Genomic DNA, 26,107 nt, shown 5'->3' on the forward strand with positions numbered 1-26,107 from the left:
TTTGATCTTTGAAAACTGAACAACGAGTGAGTAAACATTCTGCTTGCAGAATGAATGCGAAAGTTTGAAACAAGCCTTGGCTCGAATCGACTGGAGCACAAATGAGATTTTTAATCTCGTCAGATTCAAAATGAGCTTATCGCTCTTTTCAATACTTTATTGGAGAGTTTGATCCTGGCTCAGGACGAACGCTGGCGGCATGCCTAATACATGCAAGTCGAGCGGACTTGAAGAGAAGCTTGCTTCTCCGATGGTTAGCGGCGGACGGGTGAGTAACACGTAGGCAACCTGCCCTCAAGTTTGGGACAACTACCGGAAACGGTAGCTAATACCGAATAATTGTTTTCTTCGCCTGAAGAGAACTGGAAAGACGGAGCAATCTGTCACTTGGGGATGGGCCTGCGGCGCATTAGCTAGTTGGTGAGGTAACGGCTCACCAAGGCGACGATGCGTAGCCGACCTGAGAGGGTGATCGGCCACACTGGGACTGAGACACGGCCCAGACTCCTACGGGAGGCAGCAGTAGGGAATCTTCCGCAATGGGCGAAAGCCTGACGGAGCAATGCCGCGTGAGTGATGAAGGTTTTCGGATCGTAAAGCTCTGTTGCCAGGGAAGAACGCTTGGGAGAGTAACTGCTCTCAAGGTGACGGTACCTGAGAAGAAAGCCCCGGCTAACTACGTGCCAGCAGCCGCGGTAATACGTAGGGGGCAAGCGTTGTCCGGAATTATTGGGCGTAAAGCGCGCGCAGGCGGTCATTTAAGTCTGGTGTTTAATCCCGGGGCTCAACCCCGGATCGCACTGGAAACTGGGTGACTTGAGTGCAGAAGAGGAGAGTGGAATTCCACGTGTAGCGGTGAAATGCGTAGATATGTGGAGGAACACCAGTGGCGAAGGCGACTCTCTGGGCTGTAACTGACGCTGAGGCGCGAAAGCGTGGGGAGCAAACAGGATTAGATACCCTGGTAGTCCACGCCGTAAACGATGAGTGCTAGGTGTTAGGGGTTTCGATACCCTTGGTGCCGAAGTTAACACATTAAGCACTCCGCCTGGGGAGTACGGTCGCAAGACTGAAACTCAAAGGAATTGACGGGGACCCGCACAAGCAGTGGAGTATGTGGTTTAATTCGAAGCAACGCGAAGAACCTTACCAGGTCTTGACATCCCTCTGATCGATGCAGAGATGTATCTTTCCTTCGGGACAGAGGAGACAGGTGGTGCATGGTTGTCGTCAGCTCGTGTCGTGAGATGTTGGGTTAAGTCCCGCAACGAGCGCAACCCTTATATTTAGTTGCCAGCACTTCGGGTGGGCACTCTAGATAGACTGCCGGTGACAAACCGGAGGAAGGTGGGGATGACGTCAAATCATCATGCCCCTTATGACCTGGGCTACACACGTACTACAATGGCCGGTACAACGGGCTGCGAAATCGCGAGATGGAGCCAATCCCAACAAAGCCGGTCTCAGTTCGGATTGCAGGCTGCAACTCGCCTGCATGAAGTCGGAATTGCTAGTAATCGCGGATCAGCATGCCGCGGTGAATACGTTCCCGGGTCTTGTACACACCGCCCGTCACACCACGAGAGTTTATAACACCCGAAGTCGGTGGGGTAACCGCAAGGAGCCAGCCGCCGAAGGTGGGATAGATGATTGGGGTGAAGTCGTAACAAGGTAGCCGTATCGGAAGGTGCGGCTGGATCACCTCCTTTCTATGGAGAATCGTTTCCCGAGTGGAAACATTCAAATACGCAGCTTAGCTGCAAAACACTCACTCGTTGTTCGGTTTTGAGAGCTCAAACTCTCAAACAGCTTGCTTTTACATGGAGCTTGTTCTTTGAAAACTAGATATCGAAACGAAACAAACGCGAATTAGAACATTCCTTTAAGCTGATCTTGTGTAAACAAGTGAAGTGTTTTTATAAGGTAGATTGCACGTACGATGGTATCGAATGGGAGCGACTTTTGGCTTTGCGCAAGCAAAACAAGGGAAGCGAGCAGTCGAAACCGGAGCACGAGGTTAAGCTACTAAGAGCACACGGAGGATGCCTAGGCGCTAGGAGCCGATGAAGGACGTGGCGAACAACGAAACTGCCTCGGGGAGCTGTAAGCAAGCTTTGATCCGGGGGTGTCCGAATGGGGAAACCCAGCTGGGGTAATTTCCAGTTACTCATAACTGAATACATAGGTTATGCAGAGGCATACCAGGGGAACTGAAACATCTAAGTACCCTGAGGAAGAGAAAACAATAGTGATTCCGTCAGTAGCGGCGAGCGAACGCGGAGAAGCCCAAACCAGAGAGCTTGCTCTTTGGGGTTGTGGGACGTCTCACATGGAGTTACAAAGGAACCGGTTAAGCGAAGAGGTCTGGAAAGGCCCGCCAAAGAAGGTAAAAGCCCTGTAGTTGAAAGTTGGTTCCCTCCGAGACGGATCCCGAGTAGTGCGGGGCACGTGAAACCCCGTATGAATCCGGCAGGACCATCTGCCAAGGCTAAATACTTCCTAGCGACCGATAGTGAAGCAGTACCGTGAGGGAAAGGTGAAAAGCACCCCGGAAGGGGAGTGAAATAGAACCTGAAACCGTGTGCTTACAAAAAGTCAGAGCCCGTTTTAGGGGTGATGGCGTGCCTTTTGTAGAATGAACCGGCGAGTTACGTTCCCGTGCAAGGTTAAGGTGAAGAGCCGGAGCCGCAGCGAAAGCGAGTCTGAATAGGGCGACTGAGTACGTGGACGTAGACCCGAAACCGGGTGATCTACCCCTGTCCAGGGTGAAGGTGCGGTAACACGCACTGGAGGCCCGAACCCACGCATGTTGAAAAATGCGGGGATGAGGTGGGGGTAGCGGAGAAATTCCAATCGAACTCGGAGATAGCTGGTTCTCCCCGAAATAGCTTTAGGGCTAGCCTCGGAAAACAGAGTCGTGGAGGTAGAGCACTGATTGGGTGCGGGGCCCGCAAGGGTTACCAAGCTCAGTCAAACTCCGAATGCCATAGACTTACTTCCGGGAGTCAGACAGTGAGTGCTAAGATCCATTGTCAAAAGGGAAACAGCCCAGACCATCAGCTAAGGTCCCCAAGTGTGTGTTAAGTGGGAAAGGATGTGGAGTTGCACAGACAACCAGGATGTTGGCTTAGAAGCAGCCACCATTGAAAGAGTGCGTAATAGCTCACTGGTCGAGTGACTCTGCGCCGAAAATGTAACGGGGCTAAACACACCACCGAAGCTATGGCTTGATGCTTTGCATCAGGGGTAGGGGAGCGTTGTATAAGGGTTGAAGGTGTACCGTAAGGAGCGCTGGACATTATACAAGTGAGAATGCCGGTATGAGTAACGAAAAGATCAGTGAGAATCTGATCCGCCGAAAGCCTAAGGGTTCCTGAGGAAGGCTCGTCCGCTCAGGGTAAGTCGGGACCTAAGGCGAGGCCGAAAGGCGTAGTCGAAGGACAACAGGTCGAAATTCCTGTACCACCGTAAGCCGTTATGAGCAATGGGGGGACGCAGTAGGGTAGTGACGCGGACTGATGGATGTCCGTCTAAGCAGTAAGGCTGATGTGTAGGCAAATCCGCACATTGTAAGGCTGAGCTGTGATGGGGAGCGAAAATTGTAGTAGCGAAGGTCATGATCTCACACTGCCAAGAAAAGCCTCTAGCCAGGTGATGGTGCCCGTACCGCAAACCGACACAGGTAGGCGAGAAGAGTATTCTAAGGCGCGCGGAAGAACTCTCGTTAAGGAACTCGGCAAAATGACCCCGTAACTTCGGGAGAAGGGGTGCCCCGGTAGTGTGAATAGCACGAGGGGGCCGCAGTGAAAAGGCCCAAGCGACTGTTTAGCAAAAACACAGGTCTGTGCGAAGCCGTAAGGCGAAGTATACGGGCTGACGCCTGCCCGGTGCTGGAAGGTTAAGGGGAGTGGTTAGGAGCAATCCGAAGCTGTGAACCGAAGCCCCAGTAAACGGCGGCCGTAACTATAACGGTCCTAAGGTAGCGAAATTCCTTGTCAGGTAAATTCTGACCCGCACGAATGGCGTAACGACTTGGGCGCTGTCTCAACGAGAGATCCGGTGAAATTTTAATACCTGTGAAGATGCAGGTTACCCGCGACAAGACGGAAAGACCCCATGGAGCTTTACTGCAGCTTGATATTGAATTTGGGTACGATCTGTACAGGATAGGTGGGAGCCTTTGAAGCATGAGCGCCAGCTTGTGTGGAGGCAACGTTGGGATACCACCCTGATCGTATCTAGGTTCTAACCTGGTACCGTAATCCGGTGCGGGGACAGTGTCAGGTGGGCAGTTTGACTGGGGCGGTCGCCTCCTAAAGAGTAACGGAGGCGCCCAAAGGTTCCCTCAGAATGGTTGGAAATCATTCGAAGAGTGCAAAGGCATAAGGGAGCTTGACTGCGAGACCTACAAGTCGAGCAGGGACGAAAGTCGGGCTTAGTGATCCGGTGGTACCGCATGGAAGGGCCATCGCTCAACGGATAAAAGCTACCCTGGGGATAACAGGCTTATCTCCCCCAAGAGTCCACATCGACGGGGAGGTTTGGCACCTCGATGTCGGCTCATCGCATCCTGGGGCTGAAGTAGGTCCCAAGGGTTGGGCTGTTCGCCCATTAAAGCGGTACGCGAGCTGGGTTCAGAACGTCGTGAGACAGTTCGGTCCCTATCTGTCGTGGGCGTAGGAAATTTGAGAGGAGCTGTCCTTAGTACGAGAGGACCGGGATGGACGTACCGCTGGTGTACCAGTTGTTCCGCCAGGAGCACCGCTGGGTAGCTATGTACGGAAGGGATAAACGCTGAAAGCATCTAAGCGTGAAGCCCCCCTCAAGATGAGATTTCCCAGTATGTAAGACCCCTTGAAGACGACGAGGTAGATAGGCTGGGGGTGGAAGTGCAGCAATGCATGGAGCTGACCAGTACTAATCGGTCGAGGGCTTATCCAATTAGCAAGTTGTAATTCGCGTGTTTCGTTTCGTATCTAGTTTTCAGAGAACGATCTCTGAAGCATATTCCCTGATAGCTCAGTTGGTAGAGCACTCGACTGTTAATCGAGTTGTCACAGGTTCGAGCCCTGTTCGGGGAGCCATATGGAGAGGTGTCCGAGCTGGCCGAAGGAGCACGATTGGAAATCGTGTAGGCGTCACAAGCGTCTCGAGGGTTCGAATCCCTCTCTCTCCGCCATAATATTAAGGCCCGTTGGTCAAGGGGTTAAGACACCTCCCTTTCACGGAGGTAACAGGGGTTCGAATCCCCTACGGGTCATAATAACTTCAAAAAAAGAAGTTGATTTTTACAACAAGATTATGGTATGATCATAAATGTGTTGTTCGGAGGCTTAGCTCAGCTGGGAGAGCATCTGCCTTACAAGCAGAGGGTCGGGGGTTCGATCCCCTCAGCCTCCACCATATAAACTTTATAACGACGCGGGGTGGAGCAGCCCGGTAGCTCGTCGGGCTCATAACCCGAAGGCCGCAGGTTCAAATCCTGCCCCCGCAATTATACTTTCCTTTGAGAAAGTGATCTGGAACCGTGGTGTAGTTGGCCTAACATGCCTGCCTGTCACGCAGGAGATCGCGGGTTCGAATCCCGTCGGTTCCGCCATTTAATCTTTACATGAGGCAAACTGTTCACTACATCTGCTGTATGGCACTGATGCCCTATATAAAGTGTAAGGAAATAAGATTAGACTTTATTATGGCTCGGTAGCTCAGTCGGTAGAGCAGAGGACTGAAAATCCTCGTGTCGGCGGTTCGATTCCGTCCCGAGCCACCATTTATAACACCATGTAATACGCCGGTGTAGCTCAACTGGTAGAGCAACTGACTTGTAATCAGTAGGTTGGGGGTTCAAGTCCTCTCGCCGGCACCATGTAATCCTGGAGGATTAGCGAAGTGGCCAAACGCATCAGACTGTAAATCTGCTCCCGTACGGGTTCGGTGGTTCGAATCCATCATCCTCCACCAGTTTTTAGGGGCATAGTTTAAAGGTAGAACAACGGTCTCCAAAACCGTTGGTGTGGGTTCAATTCCTGCTGCCCCTGCCAATTAACTTTTTAGAAATTAACCTTTTATGGCGGTCGTGGCGAAGTGGTTAACGCACCGGTTTGTGGATCCGGCATTCGGGGGTTCAATTCCCCTCGATCGCCCCTTTGTTTTTTTCATTTTTTATTGGGGATTAGCCAAGCGGTAAGGCAACGGACTTTGACTCCGTCATGCATAGGTTCAAATCCTATATCCCCAGCCATTATGCGGACGTGGCTCAGCGGTAGAGCATCGCCTTGCCAAGGCGAGGGTCGCGGGTTCGATTCCCGTCGTCCGCTCCAAAATATGGCGCCATAGCCAAGTGGTAAGGCACAGCTCTGCAAAAGCTTTATCCCCAGTTCGAATCTGGGTGGCGCCTCCAGCATATGCCGGCGTGGCGGAATGGCAGACGCGCTCGACTCAAAATCGAGTGGGAAACCGTGGAGGTTCGAGTCCTCTCGCCGGTATATTGAATAGCCCTACATGTTGCTTATGCAATGTGTAGGGCTATTTTTATTTTATATGAAACGATTTATGTGCAGTAAGAAAATCTAGAGTAATAGAAGATGGACGTTAATATAGATTGACGTATGATTACATTCAGTATATTGTAGATAAGTAAAGTCTTTAATATGGAGGAGTGAAGTAGAGTGACTAATGGAAAAAATGTATCGGATACCGATCTGTTATTTGATCTTTCTGTATGGGAAGAGGCATGGAAGAATCGTCCGAGAAGTTCAAAATATAAGAAGAAAAGCGTCCCCTCTAATACAGAAGAAGCATTTGAGCGGTGGGCCAGAGATTATCATGCACAGTCGTTCACCGAAGAAGGAAAGCAGCGTTCTGAACGCATTATGGGCTGGATTGAAAATCAGGGTGTGGAATTCGCAGGGTTATCCATTTTGGACATTGGAGCCGCTTCAGGCATATTTACCATTCCTTTTGCAGAAAAGGGGGCAAGTGTGACCGCAGTTGAGCCTTCTGAGTTGCTTGTCTCCCTTATGAAAGAGACGATACCTTCAGCTCTGGAATCCAAAATCGAAATCGTAAACGAACGATATGAGGAAATCTCTATTCAGGATAAAGGCTGGGAAAAGAAATATGACTTTGCATTTGCATCCATGTGTCCAGCGATGTCGGATTGGGAAGCGATTGAGCAGGCGATCAATTGTGCCCGGAAGTATGTGTATATAAGTACTATGGCGGGACAGAAGGAACACACACTAATGCATGAACTTAAGGATGTACTGGGAGTAACTTCTTCATACAAGGCCGGTGATATGGGGTATATTCAACAGTTGCTGTATTTAAAGGGTATTCTTATACGATGATCATTACGAGAGAAGTTAACTCATTTGAAGTACCGGTGGAAGAGATTATCGAGAAGCTGCCAGAATGGCTTAATACGTATGAGTTACCATCGGATGAAGATTCCCTCAGATTGGCTGAGGATTACATTAGCGATACGTACAAGGATAGTACGGTGACTTTCTCACGTGGAGGAAGATTTGGTAAAATTCTAATTCAACTTGAACAGCCCAATATGAAAACAGTTGGCACTAAGGATAAGCGATAAATCGCATAAGCGTGGCACGTGTAATGATAATCAGGAATTGAGACGGAGACAATGTAGTCTAACGTCTAAGATGACACTAGGAAGCATCACAACGCTGTGCCAAAAGATGAATGGTTGAAACATAGAAGTTAAGATTGCAGAAGTAAAGTTGTAATTGAAGGGAGCAGGTTATGTGCTCCCTCTTTTTTGAAGCCACTAATTCATCGACCGCTCTGAACCAGACCCTCATTTATTTAGAGATATTCGAGACAACGAAAAACAAAACACATACCTAGTTTTCAGAGAATGATCTCTGAAGCATATTCCTTGATATTTCAGTTGGTAGAGCCCTTGACGGTTAATCGAGTAGTCACAGGTCCGAGCCTGTTCGAAGAGCCATATGGAGAGGTATCCGAGCTGGCCGAAGGAGTACGACCTACAATCGTACTCCTTGTCTAATTTCTGTTCGACACTTCTGCTTTCTGCTTACGCTCCCGATACTGGCCGGGGGTGATTCCTTCCCATTTACGGAATGATCGGATAAAGTTTTGCGGATTGTTGTACCGAAGTCGTGCTGCGATATCTTTAACGGTTAGATCACTTTCGTCCAGCCATTTTTTAGCGATATTAAATCGGTACTTGGTCAGATATTCACTAAATGCACAGCCTGTCTCTTTGCGGAAAACACTACTTAAGTAGTTGGCATTGTAGTGAAGCTTAACAGCACATTCCTCAAGCGTCAGATCCTTATCATAGTCTTGATGAATCATGGCAATCATTTTCTCAGATATATGCTGATACTGGGCATATTGTCTCGCTTTAAAAACCTGAATGACGGGCAAGATGACTTGATATTTAAACCAATCCTCAACTTCAGCAGCGTACTGCAAACCATGAAGTTCATGAAACATCGAGCCACGACTTTGGGAGATCTGTCCGAGTCGTATGCCGGATTCCTGAGTCATTTGCAAAATATGCGTGAGCAGCCTCGTAAGAGCCACCTCATACTCCTCCGGTGTAACCTCCATACCAAAGATCACTTCAAGCAGTTGTTTCAGAAGAGCAGAGGCCTGGACTTCGTCCGCATTTTGAATAGCTTGGATCAACGAATATTCTAATGATTCCGGGTAGGTCATGGACCAAGTGGGAGTGTAATGATCTATGTTCTCATATTGAAAAATAATGCCTGTTCCAAGCTTCATCCGATGCCTCAGTGCTTCCAAGGCTTCTGTGTAAGCTTGAGGGATGTGATGTAGAGAGCTGTGCGACTGGCTGAATCCTATACTGACTTGAAGAGCCAGAATCTTATCCATCTGTTGTTGTAACTGGTCTGTTAATACATATAGCTGCTGTGAAAAAATAAACTGATCCTGTTCAACGGTCCCAATCACCGTGACTACCGTATGTTCCAGCACAATGGGAAGCAATTGTTGGTTATGCACAACCGTTTCCTCCAATATATTTTGAATAGCGAATAATAAGAGATCACGATCACTAGCTCTATATTTTGTATGGTTAACAAGATCGGCCTGTAGTGTAATAACAGCAATTTGTTGCCATTCCCGAACCTGATGCGTGTAGCCATATTCATTCAGGGTGTCATGAAGAGTATGAACAGGGATCTTACCCTGGAACAGATTCATCATAAAATGATTGCGAATCTGCAATAGATGTACATTAAGTGTGTTCTCTAATTGGGAGCGAGAGGCTGATAATTGTGAGACCCCTGCTCTGATCTGTTCGAACTCATCAGAAAATGGTGGTGATTGCTGAGCTAATGTGTTTCCTTCTTTGGACAGGTGGTTGTCACCAAGTTGGGTTAAAAGTTTACGAATCGGGACATGCATTCGCTTGGAGCCGAGCCAGGCGAGTAATAATGAAAGTAAAAGTAAGAAGATACTGATATACAAGGTGTGCAATCCGATATCGATATATTCTTGTGTCAGAATATTGGTAGGTGAGATTAGAACATAAGTCCATCCTTTTAAGGTAGAAGGGCTATACGTCAGAGAATAATGTGTATCGGCGATCTTAACTTCCCGTTTTTCAAAGCCTGTTGAAAATGTGATGGGTGATAGTTTGGTTATGTTGGCTTCTGTATCCCGATCCTGTAAACCAATGGCAGATAAAGGTTGTCCAATGTATACAGGATCGGGATGGACCAAGATACGTTGTTCCCGATTCAAAATGATCAGTCCTGAGGCAGCATTGCCTAAGGAGGCTTCTCCTAGTGTATTTTGCAAAGAGCATGCAGGGATTCCCGCAATCAGGGCAGCATCGGAAGACGTATTCAGATTCGGAATAGACCTTGCAAGGGCAATATGATAAATACAGCCTGTACCGGGTGAACGCTCATCATTGCTGAACACCGATGAAGGGGAGAGCTGCCATCCAGAGGTTAACGTATCCGATATCAATTCCTTCATGGGAAGAGCCAGTGGAAAATCCGTATTACGATATAATCCGGCATGATCAATAAGCCAATTCTGAGATTGATTCACCAGAGTAATATCCAGCAAAGGTTCCCATGACCTCATATTCTGAAATTCGCTCTGTAGTTTGTCGGCAAGTAAAGGTCCGTTCCCTTGTACTGAAGAAGAATCAGACAGGGAACGGAGGGTTACAGGAGAGCGAACGGCCTGATCAAGCATATAACTAACTGTAGCGAGTTTGTGTTCTACGTTGGATTGCATTTGTTCCAGCAACTGTCTGTTAGCCTGCGTACGATGCAGCTCTGTTTGGTTTGATGAATAGATAAATGCGGCAATTCCCGTTAACAAAATGGGCAGGGTGCTTAACAGGATTCCGAAGATGATCATTTTATGGAGATAGCTGATTGGTCGCACAGTTTCAGTTCCACCCCTGACATTAGAAATAGTAACACTTTCTATTTTAGTAAACGCTTACATATAGAACAATCTAAATTTTGTTTATTTGGATAAATAAGTAATTTTGTGAAGGGGTCTAGGAGCAGGTATAAGGGATTGCTGATAGATGATCTTGCAGAAAAGGCTAGAGTAACGCTTGGACTGACTATCCAATACGGAATCATGAGAAACGAAATTGCAGTGTGAACGTAAATAGAGACATGGACATCATTCTCTCTACAGGTCGATATCGGCTAAAGGGTAGCCCGAATACGGGTAATAGAAGGTATCTGGAGTGCTATTCAGCTTATCTGGAACGTTGGTCTTATATCGGGACAGTCAAAGGTCCAACTAGATCCCCGACCTGAGTCTAGGATGAAAAACCGTCCACGGTCTGTTTTGAAAAGTCGCGAAATCCCCTAGAATAAGGACATAAGGTTAAACAAGAAACACGGAAACAAAAAACAAGAAACAAACGAACAAATGACTCAACACATTAAAACGAACGAATGGAAAGGGCGGTGAACAACAATTATGAGATTGAATAAGGGAAATGGCTGGGCGATTGTATTGATTGCGCTGGGTGCACTACTCCTCTTCGGAAAGTTAACTCCACTTCTTGGACACTTAATGGGTTATCTGATTCCGGTCCTGATGATTGCACTGGGATACTACGGAGTTAAACGAGGGAATGTGATGCTTGGCTGGATTGTTCTCATCATCGGTATCATCTCACTGATGGGTAAACTGGCATGGTTGATCGGACCGATCATCGCGATCGGGTTAATCATCTTTGGTATCTCAATGCTAAGCAATAACCGCAGTCGTCGTGGTCGGTACTAAGCTTTCACGATTATGAAAAGGAGGGACAGAACATAATGAGTGTATTTCGTCGAATGCGGGATATTACCGTAGCCAATCTGAACGAACATTTGGAGCAAAGTCAGGACCCAGTCAAACTGATTGATCAGTTCCTGGTCTCGACCCGCCAAGACATCGGTGAAGCCGAGAAACTTCGTCATCAATATGCAAGCCATACCAGACAAATGAAACAACAAGCCGATCAGGCAGCAGGTATGGTGAATAAACGGGAAGAACAGGCTTCCATGGCTCTGAAAGCAGGGGAAGAACATCTCGCTAAGCTGGCCTTGCAGGAGAAAATCCTCCACGAGGAAAAAATGGAACAGTACAATGAATTGTATGCACAAAGTTATGCGGCATTACAGGAGCTGGATGAACAGATCGACCAGCTGAAGGTTGAATATCAGAACGTATACAGCAAACGCCAATATTACTACGCTCGTATGCAGACGATTCAGTTACAGCAACGTATGAACCAGAGAGGCAATCACAACGGTCAGAATGTACCCCGTATGTTCAACCGACTGGATGATCAAGTCTCTGATCTCGAATATGAAGCACAAAGTCTCCGCGATATCCGGCGGATGAATCAAGATGGTTCAGGAGTGACTGGCAGCATGTCATCCTCTACGTTGGATAAGGAACTGGAACGCTTAAGACAAAAATTGAACAATGACAGAAAGGAGTAGTCACAATGAGTAAATTATACCGCTCGGCGCGTAATCGAATGCTAACAGGTTTGATCGGTGGCATTTCTGAAAATCTCGGATTGAGTACCACGCTGCTACGTATCATTTTCTTCATCAGTATTTTCGCTACGGGAGGTACATCATTGTTGATCTACTTCATCGCTGCATTGGTGGTACCAAAGGAATCCAATCACGTTGATCCATATGCTTATGATTCCAACGTAAGAGGATACAAGTAAACGAAAGGAGCAAGCACATGAGCAAATTATACCGCTCAACGCGTGACCGGATGTTAACCGGCTTGTGCGGCGGAATTTCCGAAACCATCGGAATGGATTCCACCCTGCTGCGTATCATCTTTGTTATCAGTATCTTCGTAACTGGCGGCACGTCGTTGTTAATATACTTTATTGCAGCACTGGTGGTACCAAAAGAACCGTATCCGCCTTATGATCCATATGGCTACGGTCCGGGCCAAGGCCCTGGTCCTGGCAGAGGATACGACAACTATGATCATCAGCCACCAAGAGGTCCTTTTCAAAATAATCACAACCAACAAGGTCCTGGTAACTTCGGTCCCGGCCCTGGATTCAACGGCAGACCTCAATCTGGTCCCCGTTCTTATGACAACAACGCCTACGGAGCAGGAGCACCGCAAGAAAGTGAACTTGATTCCATGATGAAAGATATCGAGAAAAAAGCACTGAAAAAAGAAGTTGAAGAGCTTCGCCAAAAATTATCTCGTTACGAGAAGGGAGAAAAGTAAAATGGGAGTATTTAAACGGATTAAGGATATGACGAAAGCATCGGTAAATGATATGTTGGATAAAGTAGAGGACCCGATTGTAATGTTGAACCAGTACTTGCGTGATATGGAGGCTGAGATTCATGAGGCAGAGGTAACTGTTGCTAAACAAATGGCAAATGAGCGCCGCATGAAACAACGTTTGGATGAAGCGGAGCGTACTTCGGTACAACGTGAGTCCCAAGCAGAAGCTGCTCTGTCTAACGGTCAGGAAGAAGTGGCACGCAAATTGTTGGAAGAGAAAATCTACTTTGATCAAAAAATTACGGAGTACAGCGAACTGCATGCACAGTCCGAAGCACAAGCAAAAGATCTGTTGCAACAGTTGCATGATATGAAAGATGAGTTCTACAAAATGCGTAACAAACGTAATGAACTTGTATCCCGTGCACAAATGGCAAAAGCCAAAAAACAAATGTCTTCTATCAACAGCTTGCATTCGATCGAAAGTGGCGGCGCATCACTTGGATTCCACCGCATGGAAGAGAAAATTATGCAGCTGGAAGCTGAGGCTGACGTAGCTCGTGCACCTTATCGCAACACATCATCCACGTATACGAATCCTGTAGATGTGGAAAAACAATTCAAAGTGGATCAGCAATTACAAGCCCTCAAAAATAAAATGGGCAATGGTTCCAAGAATGAAGCGAACGGAACTTCAAAAGAATAACTGTTCGCTTAGTGGACAATATGATATTCTATAAATCGTGTATAATGTACGGTTGGTAGAACAAAAGTTAAGCCATACAGGACTTCATTGCCTGATATGGCTTTTCCGTTGAATAAAGAGAGATTAACTTACAGAGGAGGTGCGGCGGGGATGAATCAAAAGAGTAAATGGCTTGCAGTTGTCATTATGATTATTGGCACAATGATGTTATTGAATGACAATATTAACTTCCTGACCGCTGCCGCACTGATTCTGTTAACGGTTGGAATGCTTCAAGTCCGCAATGGGGATACCCGCAAAGGTCATCGGTATCTTGGCATTGGTGCGGCACTGTTATTGCTGGATAATTTAATGATTGTATTTTTGATTGTACTTGCTTCTTTAGCTTACTTTTATTCGAAAAACAAAAAGATTCATCTAGACGAAGGTGTTATGAAGAAACAGAATTTCATGGCTCGGTACTACTGGGATCAATCATCCTGGACGTTACGTAGTATGAGTCTGTGGCATGCCATAGGTGAGGTTAACGCCGATCTATCTCTTTCGATTCCGGAGGAGAAACAAACAATTGTGCTGCTGCAAGGAGTTATGGGTAATGTTCGCCTTACACTACCAGAAGATTATGGTGTGGAGATTGAAGCATCGGTTCTTTTCGGCCGGATTAATCTTCTTGGAGAACAAGATAGCGGAATGATGAACAAATTAGTATGGAGAACGCCTGGATATGAATCCAGTGAACATAAAGCAAAATTTGTCATTTCTTATATTGTTGGCGACCTAAACATCAGTAATCCGTAGTAAAATAGATGAAGAGAAGGAGGAGACCCCGATGAAGACAAAACGACATACCGACATGGTAACCCGAAGTATGGGTGAAGGGATCCTCCTGGTTTTCATTGTGCTCGCGGTTGTTTTGTATGTATTGTATACATATGGTTATCTTGCTCCGTTTACAGGCTGGCGTCATCTGATTCAATCAGGTCTGGCCTTATTGCTGCTTCTGATTGGAATTGGTGCGGTCTTTGGGTTCTATCAGAGTTACCGGGTTAAACGCCGGATTGAACTGCTGCGTGAAACACTTCTACTGTGGGAGAAGGGCTCTCTATCACGCACTGTACCTGATCTGGGCGATGATGATGTGGGCCGTTTAAGTGAGCAACTCGGACGAATCGGCAAAAAGTGGGAAGATCAGATATCTTCGCTCCAGCGATTGTCTACTCATAATGCACAGCTTGCTGAACAAGCCAGAATTACGGCTATTGTGGAAGAGCGGCAACGCTTGGCACGGGAACTGCATGATGCGGTATCGCAGCAATTGTTCGCGATATCCATGACAGCAACAGCCGTTGGACGGAAGATGGAGAAGGATTTTGAACGTGCTCAGAGGCAGGTGGCTTTGATTGAGGAGATGGCTTCGGTAGCCCAGTCCGAGATGCGTGCGTTACTGTTACATCTGCGGCCAGTCTATCTGGAGGGGAAACATCTCGAACAAGGTCTGCGTGATCTGGTGATGGAACTGAAAACAAAAGTACCCATGGACATTGTGCTCGAAATGGACGAAGACATTGATCTGATCAAAGGCATCGAGAATCATCTGTTCCGGATTGTTCAGGAGGCTATGTCCAATACGTTACGGCATGCAAAAGCGGAAAAAATGGAGATACGGATCCAGCGCCGTACTGATGCGATCCGGGTATTGATTCGTGATGATGGGCAAGGCTTTGATCTGGATGAGAATAAACAAGCTTCCTACGGTCTGGCTAACATGCGTGAACGTGTTACGGAGATTGGTGGAGCCATACAATTTGTAACAGCGCCTGGTAAGGGAACGCGGATTGAGATTACGATACCCTTGATGAACGATGAAAGTGAGGAAGAACATGTCAATGGAACCGGAAGTCGAAACGGAGACGGAAACGTCGATCAAAGTATTGCTCGTGGATGATCATGAGATGGTACGTATTGGTCTTGCAGCGGTACTGGATACCGAAGATGGAATTGAAGTTGTTGGTGAAGCAGGTAGTGGAGAGGAAGGCATTCGGCTTGCACAGGAATATAAGCCTGATGTTGTTCTGATGGACCTGGTTATGGAAGGAATGGATGGCATTGAGGCTACTCGACAGGTACTTAAAATGTATCCGGAGTGCAAAGTCATCGTATTGACTAGTTACCTGGATGATGAAAAGATGTATCCTGTCATTGAAGCAGGCGCATTCAGTTATCTGTTGAAAACATCAAGAGCCAATGAAGTGGCAGATGCGATTCGCGCAGCCGCTCGCGGGCAATCCGTTCTGGAGTCACAGGTGGCTTCGAAAATGATGAATCGCTTCCGGCAGCCACAGGCAGCAGCTCCTTTGCACGATGAATTAACAGACCGTGAAATGGATGTGCTCCGGTTGCTCGCCAAAGGTAAATCGAATCAGGACATCGCTGATGATCTGATCATCGGCATTAAGACAGTCAAATTCCATGTCACGAATTTACTGGCAAAATTGGGCGTAGACGACCGTACACAGGCCGCGATTTATGCTTATAAAAATGGACTTGCAGAGTAATAACAAGAACTATATGCAATAACATCATTAAGCCAAAGAGCCGTGCATTAATGTGCGGAAGTTATAGATAAGAGATGATTTATATAAGTGTATGTTCAAAAAGGTCGGTTTTCAGTACCAAGAAGATGGGATAAAGCTAGAAATGGAGTAGCGAAGCGTAGATCGAGCTACGTGAGCAACCGCAATGTTTCCGAAGGAAACATTCTTCGTAAGCCCCTACTTATTTCGGCTGAATTCCATATTCGATGTTGATGATGCCGCTAGGCACCCTTCGTAATCAAAAGCGGACTTTTTGAACAACCTCTATAAGTATGAATGGAAAGCTCCGATCTGCCATGCATGTGGCGGGTGGGGCTTTTTTGTTGTGTGCAGAAGAAGTATAGCAAATATGCGAAAGGGGCATGCTGTTGATAGATTCATAGAATGAAAGAAAGAAGCGGGGGATTCAAATGTTAAATCGATGGATGACAGCAGGTATCTTGGCAATAGCTATCATAATTCTTATTGGTGTGACACAGGTATACGCAGAGAAGAACGAATCCAAAGTTGCCCAACTGGAACAGTTAATCTATACTGCTGACAGTGTGATTGATAATGTGGATCGTCTAGTTATTAAATGGCAAGGAGAAGGCAAGGGAGATGCACAAGAGCAGGCCGTGTTACTGGCAAGTCACTTGGGGCTTGAACCACCTATGCAGGTACGTCAGACGAGCCACAATGTGTACCGCAGTGAGGTGGTTGTAGGTACAGCTAATGGTGGCGTAGGCATGTTGGTCAATGTCGTCGATACAGGAGCCAATGGTTACTATGCCATCGTACAACTCTCAGGGGATGCACACACGGATCGGAAGGCATTAATGACATTACATGAAGAGGTCGATCAACTGCTTGTAGACTCAGGGATGAAGGCAACCTGGAATATGTCTGTGCAAGGTACAGCAGTTACTGCTACGGAACATGATGCGAGTCAGCAACTGGAACTGATCGAAGAACAGCTGTCCACAAAGGTGGATATCGCCTCCGTCGAACGTTATACAGATGCAGGTACTGCAAGTGTCTCTTATAAGGCGGCTGAGCTGCCCTTATCGATCAAGAGTGGCTCGCACATGTTGAATATGCAACTCGCAGTCCACCAGGTTGGAGACGAGGTCGACAATCGAATTACAGTGGGGTTTCCGGTGATTACGATTGAATATTAAGGGATGAATTTTTCCTGAATTAGGACCCAATATTGAGAATCTTTATCAGAAAAATGAGTTTGAAATAGTGCATCCATTCAGTTGATATGCTAAAATGGCATCACATCCAAGAAGGAACTTGCTGGTAATTGACAGTTGTATGTCGTGCATATATAACACCATTACATAGCTCGGGGAGAGCGTGAAGGTTATCTTCCCGGAAGAAAGAGGAGCCCATGGTTGAAAAACAATTGCAAGATGAAGTACAGACACCAGGCGCAGTATTTTTCATTTTTGGAGCAACGGGTGATTTGGCCCGCCGGAAGCTGTTTCCGGCTATCTACAGTCTTTACCGTGAAGGCAAGCTTGCCGAAGACTTTGCGGTTATTGGCGTAGCACGTCGTCCGAGGTCCCCAGAAGAATTCCGGGAAGACATCTATGAATCCATTAAAGAGTTCTGCCGTTATCCAGCGGGGGAACCTGATGAGTGGAACGCTTTTGTCGAGCATTTTGAATACAAAGCACTGGATATCAATAATGTGGAAGGGTTCAAAGAGCTGCGTGCGCAGACGGAGCATCTGGAATCGAAGTTTAACACGCCGGGGAATCGGCTGTTCTATCTGGCACTGGCACCTGAGCTGTTTGGCAGTGTCTCGTACAGTTTGCGAGACGGCGGTATGTTGGAAAGTCAGGGATGGAACCGTTTGGTGATCGAAAAACCATTTGGTTATGATCTGCAATCGGCCGAACATCTGAATGAGCAGATTCGTGAGGTATTCCGTGAAGAGGAAATCTATCGGATTGATCATTATTTGGGCAAGGAAATGGTGCAAAATATCGAAGTGATCCGCTTCGGAAATGCTTTTTTTGAACCGCTCTGGAACAACAAACATATTGCCAACGTTCAGATTACGCTGGGTGAGACGGTAGGCGTGGAAGAACGTGGTGGTTATTATGATCACTCCGGTGCACTGCGTGACATGGGGCAGAATCATATGCTACAGATGCTGACGATGATTGCTATGGAGCCACCGAGTCGCCTATTCCCGGAAGACATTCGGGATGAGAAGGTGAAGGTATTGCGTTCATTGCGGGCCTTTACTTCGGATGAGGAAGTGAGCAACAACGTTGTGCGGGGACAGTATTCCGAAGGGGAGTACCGTGGCAAGCAGCTTCCGGGGTATCGCCAGGAAGACAAGGTTGATCCACAGTCGAATACGGAGACGTATTTTGCAGCACGTGTATTCGTGGATAATTTCCGCTGGGCGGGTGTTCCATTTTACATTCGGACAGGCAAGCGTCTTCCGGTAAAAACAACCGAGATCGTAGTTGAGTTCAAGTCGATGCCAAACAACGTGTACCTTGGGAAAAAGTATAAATTGGAACCGAATCTGCTGGTCATTCGGGTGAATCCGATGGAAGGCATATATATCAAAATCAATGCCAAGAAACCAGGCTCGGATTCCGAAATTCAGCCACTCGCAATGGATTTCTGTCAGAGCTGCATGATTGGAATTAACTCGCCTGAAGCGTATGAACGTCTGCTGCACGACGCAGCAGAGGGCGATTCTACGTACTTTACCCGTTGGGATGAAGTGGCAACAGCCTGGTCCTTTGTGGATCGGATTGCAGCAGCCTGGGGGCAGAATCAAGGAGAGCTTCATACGTACCCTGCTGGAACTTGGGGACCAGAAGCGACAGATAAGCTGCTGGAGCAGGACGGATTCCACTGGTGGCCGGTGAATGGTCAGGACGAGGACAGCGTGATCTGGCAAGTGAATGGTTAGGGTAAGGGCATTAACAACAGTATTAACAACATACACAACATGACTGAGCCTGGGGAAATCGCAAATTTTGCGGTGTACCCAGGCTTTTTAGTGGGGGAAAAGGTAGGTATCCATCCTAAGGAAATAAGTAATTTAAATTAAGTTGTTGACAAAAAGTAAGTACATAACTTATACTCAACACATGAGTTAAAGAGTTACGCAAATGACAAACTTCATTCGGGCAAACGTTTCGGATAAGTTATCATTCATGAGATAAAATGTAAACCAGTTGAAGGGGTTTGCGTCACAGAGAATCATGAAGAAAAAATGTGCATAATATCTTTAATCTAAGAATACTATTTTGTATATATCGAATGGAGGAAAAAGAAAATGATGTTGGATGTAGGATTGTTGTTGATTCGTTTGGTGATTGGATTGTCGTTCATGGCGCACGGGGCTCAAAAGCTGTTTGGTTGGTTCGGAGGTTACGGGATCAAGGGTACAGGTGGCTGGTTTGAGTCGATGGGCATGAAGCCTGGTGCATTGGTGGCGTTACTGGCTGGACTCGCGGAATTTGGTGGCGGATTGCTGCTGGCCCTGGGTCTGCTTACACCGGTAGGTGGCATTCTGATTGCATTAACGATGGTTATTGCAATTGTGAAAGTCCATGGAGCGAACGGATACTGGTCCACACAGAACGGATTCGAATATAATCTCGCGATTCTGGTGATTGGTGTAGCGCTGGCCCTGACAGGTGGCGGACAATACGCGCTGGATGCATTGATTTTCTAAAACCGATAAATAAAAATGAATGAGGAGTGCCTGGATGCCATGGAAATGGCTGAAGGGTGCTTTTTTTTGCAAGTGAAAAGAGAAGAATCTGCGGTAGTAATCGGTTATTTTCGGTACAGATTATGGTACAATAGGAGAGTTGGGTTAAGAAGCAGTTCACGGTATGCATGAAAGCACAGATTTGAGGAGGATGAACTCCATTGTAAATGTGTAAAATTAATCTAGTGTGTAAATACCTAGTACGTAAAAACTCGTGTACAATCAACCGGCCTCGCCGGATTGCATAAAGATTGAATGATGGACCGGCCATGCCGGATTAACGTGAATGAACGGACGAAAGGGATTAAACCTATGAGCAAAGCTGCAAATGATATTCTTCAACAGGAAGTGGACAAACGCCGGACGTTTGCCATTATCTCTCACCCGGATGCGGGTAAAACTACATTAACCGAGAAACTGTTGCTGTTCGGGGGCGCGATTCGCCTTGCGGGAACGGTAAAAGCTCGGAAAGCCAGCAAACACGCAACAAGTGACTGGATGGAAATTGAGAAACAACGGGGGATCTCGGTTACCTCTTCCGTAATGCAATTTGATTATCTGGATCATCGCGTCAACATTCTGGATACACCGGGTCACCAGGATTTCAGTGAGGATACGTATCGTACACTGACGGCTGCCGATAGCGCGGTAATGTTGATTGACGTGGCAAAAGGTGTCGAGGCACAAACGATCAAGCTGTTCCAGGTATGTGCGAAGCGTGGCATTCCAATCTTTACGTTCATCAACAAACTCGACCGTGAGGGTAAAAGTCCATTTGACCTGATGGAAGAACTTGAAAATGTATTGGGTATTCGTTCGGTTCCGATGAACTGGCCTATTGGTACAGGTCGCGAGCTATGCGGTGTCTATGACCGGATGAAAAATCAGGTGGAATTGTTCCAAGGGGACGATCACTCAACGATCAAAGTACAAAAGGTAGATGGCTACAAAGATCCCATTATCCGTGAGATGGCAGGAGAATACCTGCATGATCAATTGTGTCAGGATCTGGAGTTGCTGGATATTGCGGGCGACCAATTCGACATGGAGAAAGTTCAACGCGGTGAATTGACACCTATTTTCTTCGGTAGTGCGATTAACAATTTCGGCGTACAGACCTTCTTGGAGAATTTCCTGGAACTGGCACCGAAGCCTGAACCACGTCGCAGTACGGCAGGAGAGATTCAGCCAACGAATGAGAAATTCAGCGGTTATGTGTTCAAGATTCAGGCAAACATGAACCCGGCACACCGGGATCGTATTGCGTTCCTACGTATTGTGTCAGGCAAGTTCCAACGTGGAATGAGTGTGAAGCATACTCGTGTGGGCAAAGAAATCAAGCTGTCACAGCCACAGCAATTCCTGGCACAAGACCGGGATATTGTCGAAGAGGCATATGCTGGCGATATTATCGGTTTGTTCGATCCGGGTATCTTCCGCATTGGCGATTCACTGAGCCAAGGCAGCGAGGTTGTCTTTGAGGAGTTGCCAACGTTCTCGCCAGAGATTTTCGCCAAAGTTACTGTGAAAAATGCATTGAAACATAAACAGTACCAAAAGGGAATTGATCAGTTGACGGAGGAAGGAACCATTCAGGTGTTCCAGACCGTGAGCTTTGACGAGACCATACTCGGCGTAATTGGTCAACTCCAGTTCGAGGTATTTGAATACCGGATGAAAGGCGAGTATGGGGTAGACGTGCAATTGCAGCGTATGCAGTATCAATTCGCCCGCTGGATCGTGGACGAGAATCTGGACCCAAGCAAATTCCGGATTAACTCTGCGCTTGTAAAAGATAAAAAAGGGAATTATGTGGTGCTCTTCGAAAATGAGTATGCAATGAGAACGGCTATGGATAAAAATCCTACAGCTCAATTCCTGGAGACTGCGCCTTAAGTGAAGACGGAAGTCTTTCGTGGGAATTGTTAAAAGATTAGTTAAACGTGACAAGCTCATGTGATGAGATAGAACTTGTTAAAAATAAGATCCCTCCGCCGATTGGCGGAGGGATCTATTGCTATACACCTTACCTGGAGGCGGGTATGATCCAGCCGAATAAGGGAAAGCTTTCTTTTGCAGACAGAACAAACGTAATGATGGTTACCTTACCCTCCACTGCTTCGATTAGATAAGCGGTTGGACGGGAATGGTGTGCAGATGCTCTTGCGCGATTTGAATCAATTCTTCCTGCTTAGCAGGTTCTGTGTTCTTCCAGATCATCTCGAAAATGGCGCCAAGTCCAGGTAATGCAGCTTCCGGTCCATCAACTGAACCTTCAATCATCTCCCGGAGCTGATCATCACTCTTGTCATGAACTTTATGAACAATCGCTTCACGCAGGCTTAATGTAATGGGCATCGCAATTCCCTCCTCGTATATTCGGCTGCTCTAATACTGTTCCCTGGGAAGCGCTAGCGCATTCAAGTTTATCAGGCTTTGTGGTATACTACGAAGGATTATTTACGTTAGCATGGGTATCCGTAATGATGCGTCATGCTGAAAAGCAGCGGGAGGTTAAGACCCTAATGGCCAAGAAACAGTATGCCGTAATTGGCATGGGACGGTTCGGATCAAGTGTTGCCAATGCACTCAGTGGCATGGGATTCGACGTGCTGGCAATTGATGCGGACGAGCAGCGGACTCAGGAAATGTCCAATGTGGTGACCCATGCGGTATCGGCAGATTCAACAGATGAAGAAGCGCTGCGTGCGCTGGGCATACGGAATTTCGACGTTGTCGTTGTGGCGATTGGTGAAGATATTCAGGCGAGCATTCTGACAACCCTGATATTGAAAGATATGGGCGTACCGGTGCTGATTGTAAAAGCTCAAAATGAGCTTCATGGTAAGGTATTGCAGAAGATTGGGGCGGATAAAGTCATCTATCCTGAGCGGGATATGGGACTACGCGTAGCCCATCATCTGACCTCGCCTAATATACTGGATTACATCGAGTTATCTGAGGATTACAGCATTCTGGAGATGAGAGCCTCCGAGCAAATGATCGGTAAAAACCTGATGGAATTAAACATCCGTGCACGTTTTGGTTGTAACGTGATGGCGATTCGCAGTGGGAATTCGATGAACATCTCGCCGTACGCGGAGGACCGGATCGAAGCTGGAGATGTGCTGATCATTGTGGGTCACAAGGATCATTTGACGAAAATGGAGCTTGCGTATCCGAAGTGATGGATGCAGATGGGAAGGATGGAAAGATGGATATTGTATCACCGCAAAATACACGTGTAAAAGAATGGGCACAGTTGCTGGAGAAAAAGCATCGTACCCGTCAACATAAATATATTATTGAGGGCATTCATCTGGTACAGGAAGCATTGCGCGCCGGAGCAGATCTGGAGTGCATTGTGTACGACGGAGAACAAGGCGTACCTAGCGAACTGGGCGGGCTTGAGAACCCGCTACAGCGTGTGGAGTGGGTCAGTGTATCTCCTGCGGTTATCGCCAAATGTACGGATACGATGACACCGCAGCCTGTATTCGCGATTGTGCGTAAAGGCAGCGAGCCACTGGAAAGCCTGATCACAGGAGCACGCGGGCTTGTTGTTGTGCTGGATGGGGTGCAGGACCCTGGTAATGTGGGGACAATCATCCGTAGTGCGGATGCAGCTGGGGCCGCTGGGGTTGTACTTGGCGCGGGCTGTGCTGATGTATATAACCCGAAGACGATTCGTTCGACCATGGGGTCATTGTTTCATCTGCCCATTGTGGAGGGCCAGTTGGAATCCTTGCTTCCTGAAGCGAAGGCTGCGGGCGTGAAGCTGGTAAGTACTTCTTTGCAGGCAGAGCATTCATGTTATAGTTATGATTTTACGCAGTCGGTATGGCTTGTGATTGGTAACGAAGGCAAGGGTATATCGGACGCTACGGCACGTTTGGTGGATGATGCGATTACGATCCCGATGCAGGGACAGGCAGAGTCGCTTAATGCGGCGATGGCGGCAACGATTTTGTTATTTGAGGCGATGAGACAGCGGATGGTGTAAGCAATAAACGGACCATTACTTTGTGGTTTACTAACACAACTATCTTTATTTTTAAAAAAACATCATGATTAAAGTTGGTATTATCCCCTTTAAGTAGACACTTAAAAAAACCTTCATGTTATCATGGAGGTTCAAGTGATACTTGGAGGGGATATTTTTATGGCGAAAAAAGGGCAAACATTTCAGACGTATACGGAAGAATTCAAATTGAATGCAGTTAGATCCTATGTCGAAGGTTCTTCAAGTTACAAAGTAGTCGCTGAACGCGAAGGAATTCGCAACTGTTCACAACTGAAGGTGTGGGTGAAAAAGTGGAAAAACGGGGAAGCGTTCGATGAACGAAAAAACAGTGTGCCCAATCCATTGAAGGGACGTCCCCGTACAGCCTTTGGTAGCGTGGAGGAAGAACGAGACTATCTTCAAGCACAGGTGGATTATTTAAAAAAGCGGTATCCAAATCTAGTAAAGGAGAAGCGCTGAGCCAACGGGAGAACTACGATATCATCGATGAATTGCGCTGCTCGCATGGCATTACACGCCTACTATCGATTACAGGAATACCCCGATCCAGTTACTATAAATGGCGAGCAACCCAGCCGCAGCGAGACGCAAGACAAGAACGTGACCGTGAGATCAAAGAACACATGATGGCTATTCATTTTGCAAACCGAGAGTTTGGTTATCCTCGCATGACAACGGCGTTGTGGGAGGCTGGTCTGAACGTTAATCACAAGAAAGTATGGCGAATCATGCGGGAACTATCGATCCAATCGGTAATTCGTAAGAAGCGGAAGAAGTCCAGCTATACGCCATCTGTGATCTATCCGAATCGCCTGAAGCGCCAATTTCACGCTACAGCACCCCAGCAAAAAATGGTAACGGATATTACCTATATTTCGGATGGGAGCGCATTCGTTTACCTGTCTGTCATTCAAGACTTGTTCAACAACGAGATTGTAGCTTGGCAGTTATCTAAACGGAACGATGTTCAGCTCGTATTGGATACGGTGGAACAATGGACACAAAAAAGAGACGTTTCGGAAGCCGTGCTCCATTCGGATCAGGGCTTCCAGTACACGTCTCAGGCGTACAACTCACGATTAGAAGCATTTGGCGTCAAAGGCAGCCACTCTCGCAAAGCAACCTGCCTGGATAACGCATGCATCGAATCTTTCTTTTCGCATCTCAAGACAGAGAAGCTGTACCTTAACCAGTGTAATTCAGAAGCAGAGATTCGACAAGCCGTGGAAGATTACATGTACAATTACAACTACCGACGCTTTCAAGCCAAACTCAAACAGCGCGCACCGATTGAATATCGATGCGCACTGGCAGCATAGCTTTTTTCATCTGTCTACTTGACAGGGGTATGACCAAAGTCGCTAAATTAGCGGCTTTTTTTGTTATCGGTATCTTTCGGTAGTAAAGGGAAGAACCGAAGCTCAAGATGCCAATGTTTCAAATTTTTCCAATTTACGAGAGCTCATGACTCAGAAGGAGAAACATTTGTTATAACTTCTGAATTGATTATTTCTCTACAACTCGTTAACATAAGATGCAATGTCATGGACGAATAGGCATGAGTAACATAAGAGACGGGGATTCTAATGAATAATGCAAAAATTCTCATCATTGAAGACGAAGCACCCATTGCGGACTTGCTTTCATATGGGCTCTCCTTGGAAGGCTTTCAAACAAAAGTTGCAACAAATGGGGCAGAAGGCTTGAATGAAATACGTTTATTTCAACCTGATTTATTACTGCTGGATTGGATGCTGCCTGACCAGAGTGGGTTGGATATATGCAAAAAAGTAACCTCGGAATATAACATCCCTATATTTATGATTACCGCGAAATCGGATATTACAGACAAAGTCCTGGGTCTTGAATTTGGGGCAGATGATTATATCACGAAACCTTTTGACCTTCGAGAGGTGATTGCACGTATTCGTACCATCTTGCGCAGAGTCGAGCAAGCATCAAATGTAGATCCCAGCGAAGCCATAGCAACAATTCACTTTCAGGATATTGAAATCTATCTCGAAGAACGAGTTGTTAAACACAAAAATAATTCCATTGAGCTCACTCCAAAGGAGTTCGATTTGCTCATTACGCTGGCCCGGAACCCCGGAAGAACGTTTACACGATCCGAATTGCTTGATTTGGTATGGGGATATCATTTTGCAGGAGATACTCGTACGGTTGACACTCATATCCAACGGCTACGTAAAAAGCTAGATGCTGCAGATTATATTACCACCGTGTTCGGAATCGGATACAAGTTCAAAAAAACAGGTGGGTAGATAAGA

General features: G+C 46.8%; 21 protein-coding genes, 16 tRNA genes and 2 rRNA genes. 37 read left to right on the plus strand and 2 right to left on the minus strand.

The genetic code is table 11. The features are described 5' to 3' along the window. The first annotated feature begins 156 nt into the window (after positions 1 to 156). The 20 genes from ACDJ59_RS00005 (at position 157) to ACDJ59_RS00100 (ending at position 7,972) form a co-directional block, all read left to right on the plus strand. Positions 157 to 1,709: ribosomal RNA gene (locus tag ACDJ59_RS00005) — 16S ribosomal RNA — on the plus strand. A 306-nt stretch (positions 1,710 to 2,015) separates the two neighbouring features. Next, positions 2,016 to 4,941, plus strand: a 23S ribosomal RNA gene (locus ACDJ59_RS00010). The 16S and 23S rRNA genes sit together here with 15 tRNA genes alongside, the layout of an rRNA operon. 67 nt (positions 4,942 to 5,008) lie before the next feature. Further along, positions 5,009 to 5,084 (plus strand) — tRNA-Asn (locus tag ACDJ59_RS00015). Positions 5,085 to 5,087: 3 nt separating this feature from the next. Further along, positions 5,088 to 5,179 (plus strand) — tRNA-Ser (locus tag ACDJ59_RS00020). A gap of 9 nt (positions 5,180 to 5,188) precedes the next feature. After that, positions 5,189 to 5,260: transfer RNA gene (locus ACDJ59_RS00025), tRNA-Glu, on the plus strand. A gap of 67 nt (positions 5,261 to 5,327) precedes the next feature. Beyond that, a tRNA-Val gene (locus tag ACDJ59_RS00030) sits at positions 5,328 to 5,403 on the plus strand. A gap of 17 nt (positions 5,404 to 5,420) precedes the next feature. Further along, positions 5,421 to 5,494 (plus strand) — tRNA-Met (locus tag ACDJ59_RS00035). Positions 5,495 to 5,521: 27 nt separating this feature from the next. Next, a tRNA-Asp gene (locus ACDJ59_RS00040) sits at positions 5,522 to 5,599 on the plus strand. A gap of 95 nt (positions 5,600 to 5,694) precedes the next feature. Next, positions 5,695 to 5,770: transfer RNA gene (locus ACDJ59_RS00045), tRNA-Phe, on the plus strand. Positions 5,771 to 5,790: 20 nt separating this feature from the next. Further along, a tRNA-Thr gene (locus ACDJ59_RS00050) sits at positions 5,791 to 5,866 on the plus strand. 9 nt (positions 5,867 to 5,875) lie between these two features. Beyond that, positions 5,876 to 5,961, plus strand: a tRNA-Tyr gene (locus ACDJ59_RS00055). 6 nt (positions 5,962 to 5,967) lie between these two features. Beyond that, positions 5,968 to 6,041: transfer RNA gene (locus tag ACDJ59_RS00060), tRNA-Trp, on the plus strand. 29 nt (positions 6,042 to 6,070) lie between these two features. Further along, positions 6,071 to 6,143 (plus strand) — tRNA-His (locus ACDJ59_RS00065). Between the two features lie 23 nt (positions 6,144 to 6,166). After that, positions 6,167 to 6,241: transfer RNA gene (locus ACDJ59_RS00070), tRNA-Gln, on the plus strand. 4 nt (positions 6,242 to 6,245) lie between these two features. Beyond that, positions 6,246 to 6,320, plus strand: a tRNA-Gly gene (locus tag ACDJ59_RS00075). Between the two features lie 6 nt (positions 6,321 to 6,326). Next, positions 6,327 to 6,400 (plus strand) — tRNA-Cys (locus ACDJ59_RS00080). Positions 6,401 to 6,406: 6 nt separating this feature from the next. Further along, positions 6,407 to 6,485: transfer RNA gene (locus tag ACDJ59_RS00085), tRNA-Leu, on the plus strand. Positions 6,486 to 6,668: 183 nt separating this feature from the next. Next, entirely contained in the window at positions 6,669 to 7,349 is a 681-nt protein-coding gene (locus ACDJ59_RS00090) for a class I SAM-dependent methyltransferase (RefSeq protein ID WP_413407225.1), read from the plus strand. Next, positions 7,346 to 7,594, plus strand: coding sequence for a hypothetical protein (locus tag ACDJ59_RS00095; RefSeq protein ID WP_413407226.1), 249 nt, complete (start codon positions 7,346 to 7,348; stop codon positions 7,592 to 7,594). The genes ACDJ59_RS00090 and ACDJ59_RS00095 overlap by 4 nt, the downstream gene beginning before the upstream one ends. A gap of 303 nt (positions 7,595 to 7,897) precedes the next feature. Then, positions 7,898 to 7,972: transfer RNA gene (locus ACDJ59_RS00100), tRNA-Asn, on the plus strand. 56 nt (positions 7,973 to 8,028) lie between these two features. On the opposite strand, the gene ACDJ59_RS00105 is transcribed toward ACDJ59_RS00100, so the two are convergent. Next, entirely contained in the window at positions 8,029 to 10,419 is a 2,391-nt protein-coding gene (locus ACDJ59_RS00105) for a helix-turn-helix domain-containing protein (protein WP_413407227.1), read from the minus strand. A gap of 555 nt (positions 10,420 to 10,974) precedes the next feature. On the opposite strand from ACDJ59_RS00105, the gene ACDJ59_RS00110 reads away from it, so the two are divergent. The 12 genes from ACDJ59_RS00110 to ACDJ59_RS00165 all read left to right on the plus strand — a co-directional run bounded on the left by ACDJ59_RS00110 (position 10,975) and on the right by ACDJ59_RS00165 (position 21,691). Beyond that, complete coding sequence (locus ACDJ59_RS00110; protein ID WP_017692311.1) at positions 10,975 to 11,283, plus strand: LiaF transmembrane domain-containing protein; 309 nt, start codon at positions 10,975 to 10,977, stop codon at positions 11,281 to 11,283. 35 nt (positions 11,284 to 11,318) lie between these two features. Beyond that, positions 11,319 to 11,990 (plus strand): PspA/IM30 family protein, encoded by a 672-nt coding sequence (locus tag ACDJ59_RS00115; RefSeq protein ID WP_017692312.1) that lies wholly within the window; start codon positions 11,319 to 11,321, stop codon positions 11,988 to 11,990. 5 nt (positions 11,991 to 11,995) lie between these two features. Next, a complete protein-coding gene (locus ACDJ59_RS00120) occupies positions 11,996 to 12,229 on the plus strand; it encodes a PspC domain-containing protein (RefSeq protein ID WP_017692313.1) in 234 nt (77 codons plus the stop codon). A gap of 17 nt (positions 12,230 to 12,246) precedes the next feature. Then, complete coding sequence (locus ACDJ59_RS00125; protein ID WP_017692314.1) at positions 12,247 to 12,756, plus strand: PspC domain-containing protein; 510 nt, start codon at positions 12,247 to 12,249, stop codon at positions 12,754 to 12,756. Position 12,757: 1 nt separating this feature from the next. Next, the gene (locus tag ACDJ59_RS00130) at positions 12,758 to 13,465 is read left to right on the plus strand and encodes a PspA/IM30 family protein (RefSeq protein ID WP_017692315.1); all 708 of its coding nucleotides are present in this window, start codon (positions 12,758 to 12,760) and stop codon (positions 13,463 to 13,465) included. Positions 13,466 to 13,615: 150 nt separating this feature from the next. Beyond that, positions 13,616 to 14,263, plus strand: a complete 648-nt coding sequence (gene liaF, locus ACDJ59_RS00135; RefSeq protein WP_036605686.1) for a cell wall-active antibiotics response protein LiaF — start codon at positions 13,616 to 13,618, stop codon at positions 14,261 to 14,263. A 31-nt stretch (positions 14,264 to 14,294) separates the two neighbouring features. Continuing rightward, positions 14,295 to 15,410 carry a histidine kinase gene (locus ACDJ59_RS00140; protein ID WP_413407228.1) on the plus strand — a complete coding sequence of 372 codons (1,116 nt, stop codon included), beginning with the start codon at positions 14,295 to 14,297 and terminating at the stop codon, positions 15,408 to 15,410. Beyond that, positions 15,352 to 16,020 (plus strand): response regulator transcription factor, encoded by a 669-nt coding sequence (locus ACDJ59_RS00145; protein WP_091020933.1) that lies wholly within the window; start codon positions 15,352 to 15,354, stop codon positions 16,018 to 16,020. The genes ACDJ59_RS00140 and ACDJ59_RS00145 overlap by 59 nt, the downstream gene beginning before the upstream one ends. A gap of 449 nt (positions 16,021 to 16,469) precedes the next feature. Next, positions 16,470 to 17,219, plus strand: coding sequence for a YwmB family TATA-box binding protein (locus tag ACDJ59_RS00150; RefSeq protein ID WP_413407229.1), 750 nt, complete (start codon positions 16,470 to 16,472; stop codon positions 17,217 to 17,219). Positions 17,220 to 17,434: 215 nt separating this feature from the next. Then, positions 17,435 to 18,985, plus strand: a complete 1,551-nt coding sequence (gene zwf, locus ACDJ59_RS00155; protein WP_413407230.1) for a glucose-6-phosphate dehydrogenase — start codon at positions 17,435 to 17,437, stop codon at positions 18,983 to 18,985. A gap of 372 nt (positions 18,986 to 19,357) precedes the next feature. Further along, positions 19,358 to 19,756 carry a DoxX family protein gene (locus tag ACDJ59_RS00160; RefSeq protein ID WP_024634146.1) on the plus strand — a complete coding sequence of 133 codons (399 nt, stop codon included), beginning with the start codon at positions 19,358 to 19,360 and terminating at the stop codon, positions 19,754 to 19,756. 351 nt (positions 19,757 to 20,107) lie between these two features. After that, positions 20,108 to 21,691 (plus strand): peptide chain release factor 3, encoded by a 1,584-nt coding sequence (locus ACDJ59_RS00165; protein ID WP_413407231.1) that lies wholly within the window; start codon positions 20,108 to 20,110, stop codon positions 21,689 to 21,691. Positions 21,692 to 21,919: 228 nt separating this feature from the next. Here ACDJ59_RS00165 and sspI read toward each other — a convergent pair whose 3' ends face one another. Then, positions 21,920 to 22,153: a small acid-soluble spore protein SspI gene (gene sspI / locus ACDJ59_RS00170; RefSeq protein ID WP_413407232.1), complete on the minus strand. Its 234-nt coding sequence runs from the start codon at positions 22,151 to 22,153 to the stop codon at positions 21,920 to 21,922. A gap of 128 nt (positions 22,154 to 22,281) precedes the next feature. On the opposite strand from sspI, the gene ACDJ59_RS00175 reads away from it, so the two are divergent. The 5 genes from ACDJ59_RS00175 (at position 22,282) to ACDJ59_RS00195 (ending at position 26,101) form a co-directional block, all read left to right on the plus strand. Then, complete coding sequence (locus ACDJ59_RS00175) at positions 22,282 to 22,983, plus strand: potassium channel family protein (RefSeq protein ID WP_413409672.1); 702 nt, start codon at positions 22,282 to 22,284, stop codon at positions 22,981 to 22,983. Positions 22,984 to 23,009: 26 nt separating this feature from the next. Further along, complete coding sequence (locus ACDJ59_RS00180) at positions 23,010 to 23,798, plus strand: TrmH family RNA methyltransferase (protein WP_413407233.1); 789 nt, start codon at positions 23,010 to 23,012, stop codon at positions 23,796 to 23,798. 159 nt (positions 23,799 to 23,957) lie between these two features. After that, positions 23,958 to 24,278 (plus strand): transposase, encoded by a 321-nt coding sequence (locus ACDJ59_RS00185; RefSeq protein WP_413405187.1) that lies wholly within the window; start codon positions 23,958 to 23,960, stop codon positions 24,276 to 24,278. A gap of 23 nt (positions 24,279 to 24,301) precedes the next feature. Further along, complete coding sequence (locus ACDJ59_RS00190; RefSeq protein WP_413409674.1) at positions 24,302 to 25,138, plus strand: IS3 family transposase; 837 nt, start codon at positions 24,302 to 24,304, stop codon at positions 25,136 to 25,138. Between the two features lie 267 nt (positions 25,139 to 25,405). Then, positions 25,406 to 26,101 (plus strand): winged helix-turn-helix domain-containing protein, encoded by a 696-nt coding sequence (locus ACDJ59_RS00195; RefSeq protein ID WP_413407234.1) that lies wholly within the window; start codon positions 25,406 to 25,408, stop codon positions 26,099 to 26,101. Positions 26,102 to 26,107 lie beyond the last annotated feature (6 nt).

The organism is Paenibacillus amylolyticus, assembly GCF_047302515.1.
GTDB classification, from domain to species: domain Bacteria; phylum Bacillota; class Bacilli; order Paenibacillales; family Paenibacillaceae; genus Paenibacillus; species Paenibacillus amylolyticus_G.

Bases quoted from the DNA above. Each gene is read 5' to 3' on its own strand.
- ACDJ59_RS00095 (WP_413407226.1), top strand. From the start codon at position 7,346: ATGATCATTACGAGAGAAGTTAACTCATTTGAAGTACCGGTGGAAGAG.
- ACDJ59_RS00110 (WP_017692311.1), top strand. From the start codon at position 10,975: ATGAGATTGAATAAGGGAAATGGCTGGGCGATTGTATTGATTGCGCTG.
- ACDJ59_RS00115 (WP_017692312.1), top strand. From the start codon at position 11,319: ATGAGTGTATTTCGTCGAATGCGGGATATTACCGTAGCCAATCTGAAC.
- ACDJ59_RS00120 (WP_017692313.1), top strand. From the start codon at position 11,996: ATGAGTAAATTATACCGCTCGGCGCGTAATCGAATGCTAACAGGTTTG.
- ACDJ59_RS00125 (WP_017692314.1), top strand. From the start codon at position 12,247: ATGAGCAAATTATACCGCTCAACGCGTGACCGGATGTTAACCGGCTTG.
- ACDJ59_RS00130 (WP_017692315.1), top strand. From the start codon at position 12,758: ATGGGAGTATTTAAACGGATTAAGGATATGACGAAAGCATCGGTAAAT.
- liaF (WP_036605686.1), top strand. From the start codon at position 13,616: ATGAATCAAAAGAGTAAATGGCTTGCAGTTGTCATTATGATTATTGGC.
- ACDJ59_RS00140 (WP_413407228.1), top strand. From the start codon at position 14,295: ATGAAGACAAAACGACATACCGACATGGTAACCCGAAGTATGGGTGAA.
- ACDJ59_RS00145 (WP_091020933.1), top strand. From the start codon at position 15,352: ATGGAACCGGAAGTCGAAACGGAGACGGAAACGTCGATCAAAGTATTG.
- ACDJ59_RS00150 (WP_413407229.1), top strand. From the start codon at position 16,470: ATGTTAAATCGATGGATGACAGCAGGTATCTTGGCAATAGCTATCATA.
- zwf (WP_413407230.1), top strand. From the start codon at position 17,435: ATGGTTGAAAAACAATTGCAAGATGAAGTACAGACACCAGGCGCAGTA.
- ACDJ59_RS00160 (WP_024634146.1), top strand. From the start codon at position 19,358: ATGTTGGATGTAGGATTGTTGTTGATTCGTTTGGTGATTGGATTGTCG.
- ACDJ59_RS00165 (WP_413407231.1), top strand. From the start codon at position 20,108: ATGAGCAAAGCTGCAAATGATATTCTTCAACAGGAAGTGGACAAACGC.
- sspI (WP_413407232.1), bottom strand. From the start codon at position 22,153: ATGCCCATTACATTAAGCCTGCGTGAAGCGATTGTTCATAAAGTTCAT.
- ACDJ59_RS00175 (WP_413409672.1), top strand. From the start codon at position 22,282: ATGCGTCATGCTGAAAAGCAGCGGGAGGTTAAGACCCTAATGGCCAAG.
- ACDJ59_RS00180 (WP_413407233.1), top strand. From the start codon at position 23,010: ATGGATATTGTATCACCGCAAAATACACGTGTAAAAGAATGGGCACAG.
- ACDJ59_RS00185 (WP_413405187.1), top strand. From the start codon at position 23,958: ATGGCGAAAAAAGGGCAAACATTTCAGACGTATACGGAAGAATTCAAA.
- ACDJ59_RS00195 (WP_413407234.1), top strand. From the start codon at position 25,406: ATGAATAATGCAAAAATTCTCATCATTGAAGACGAAGCACCCATTGCG.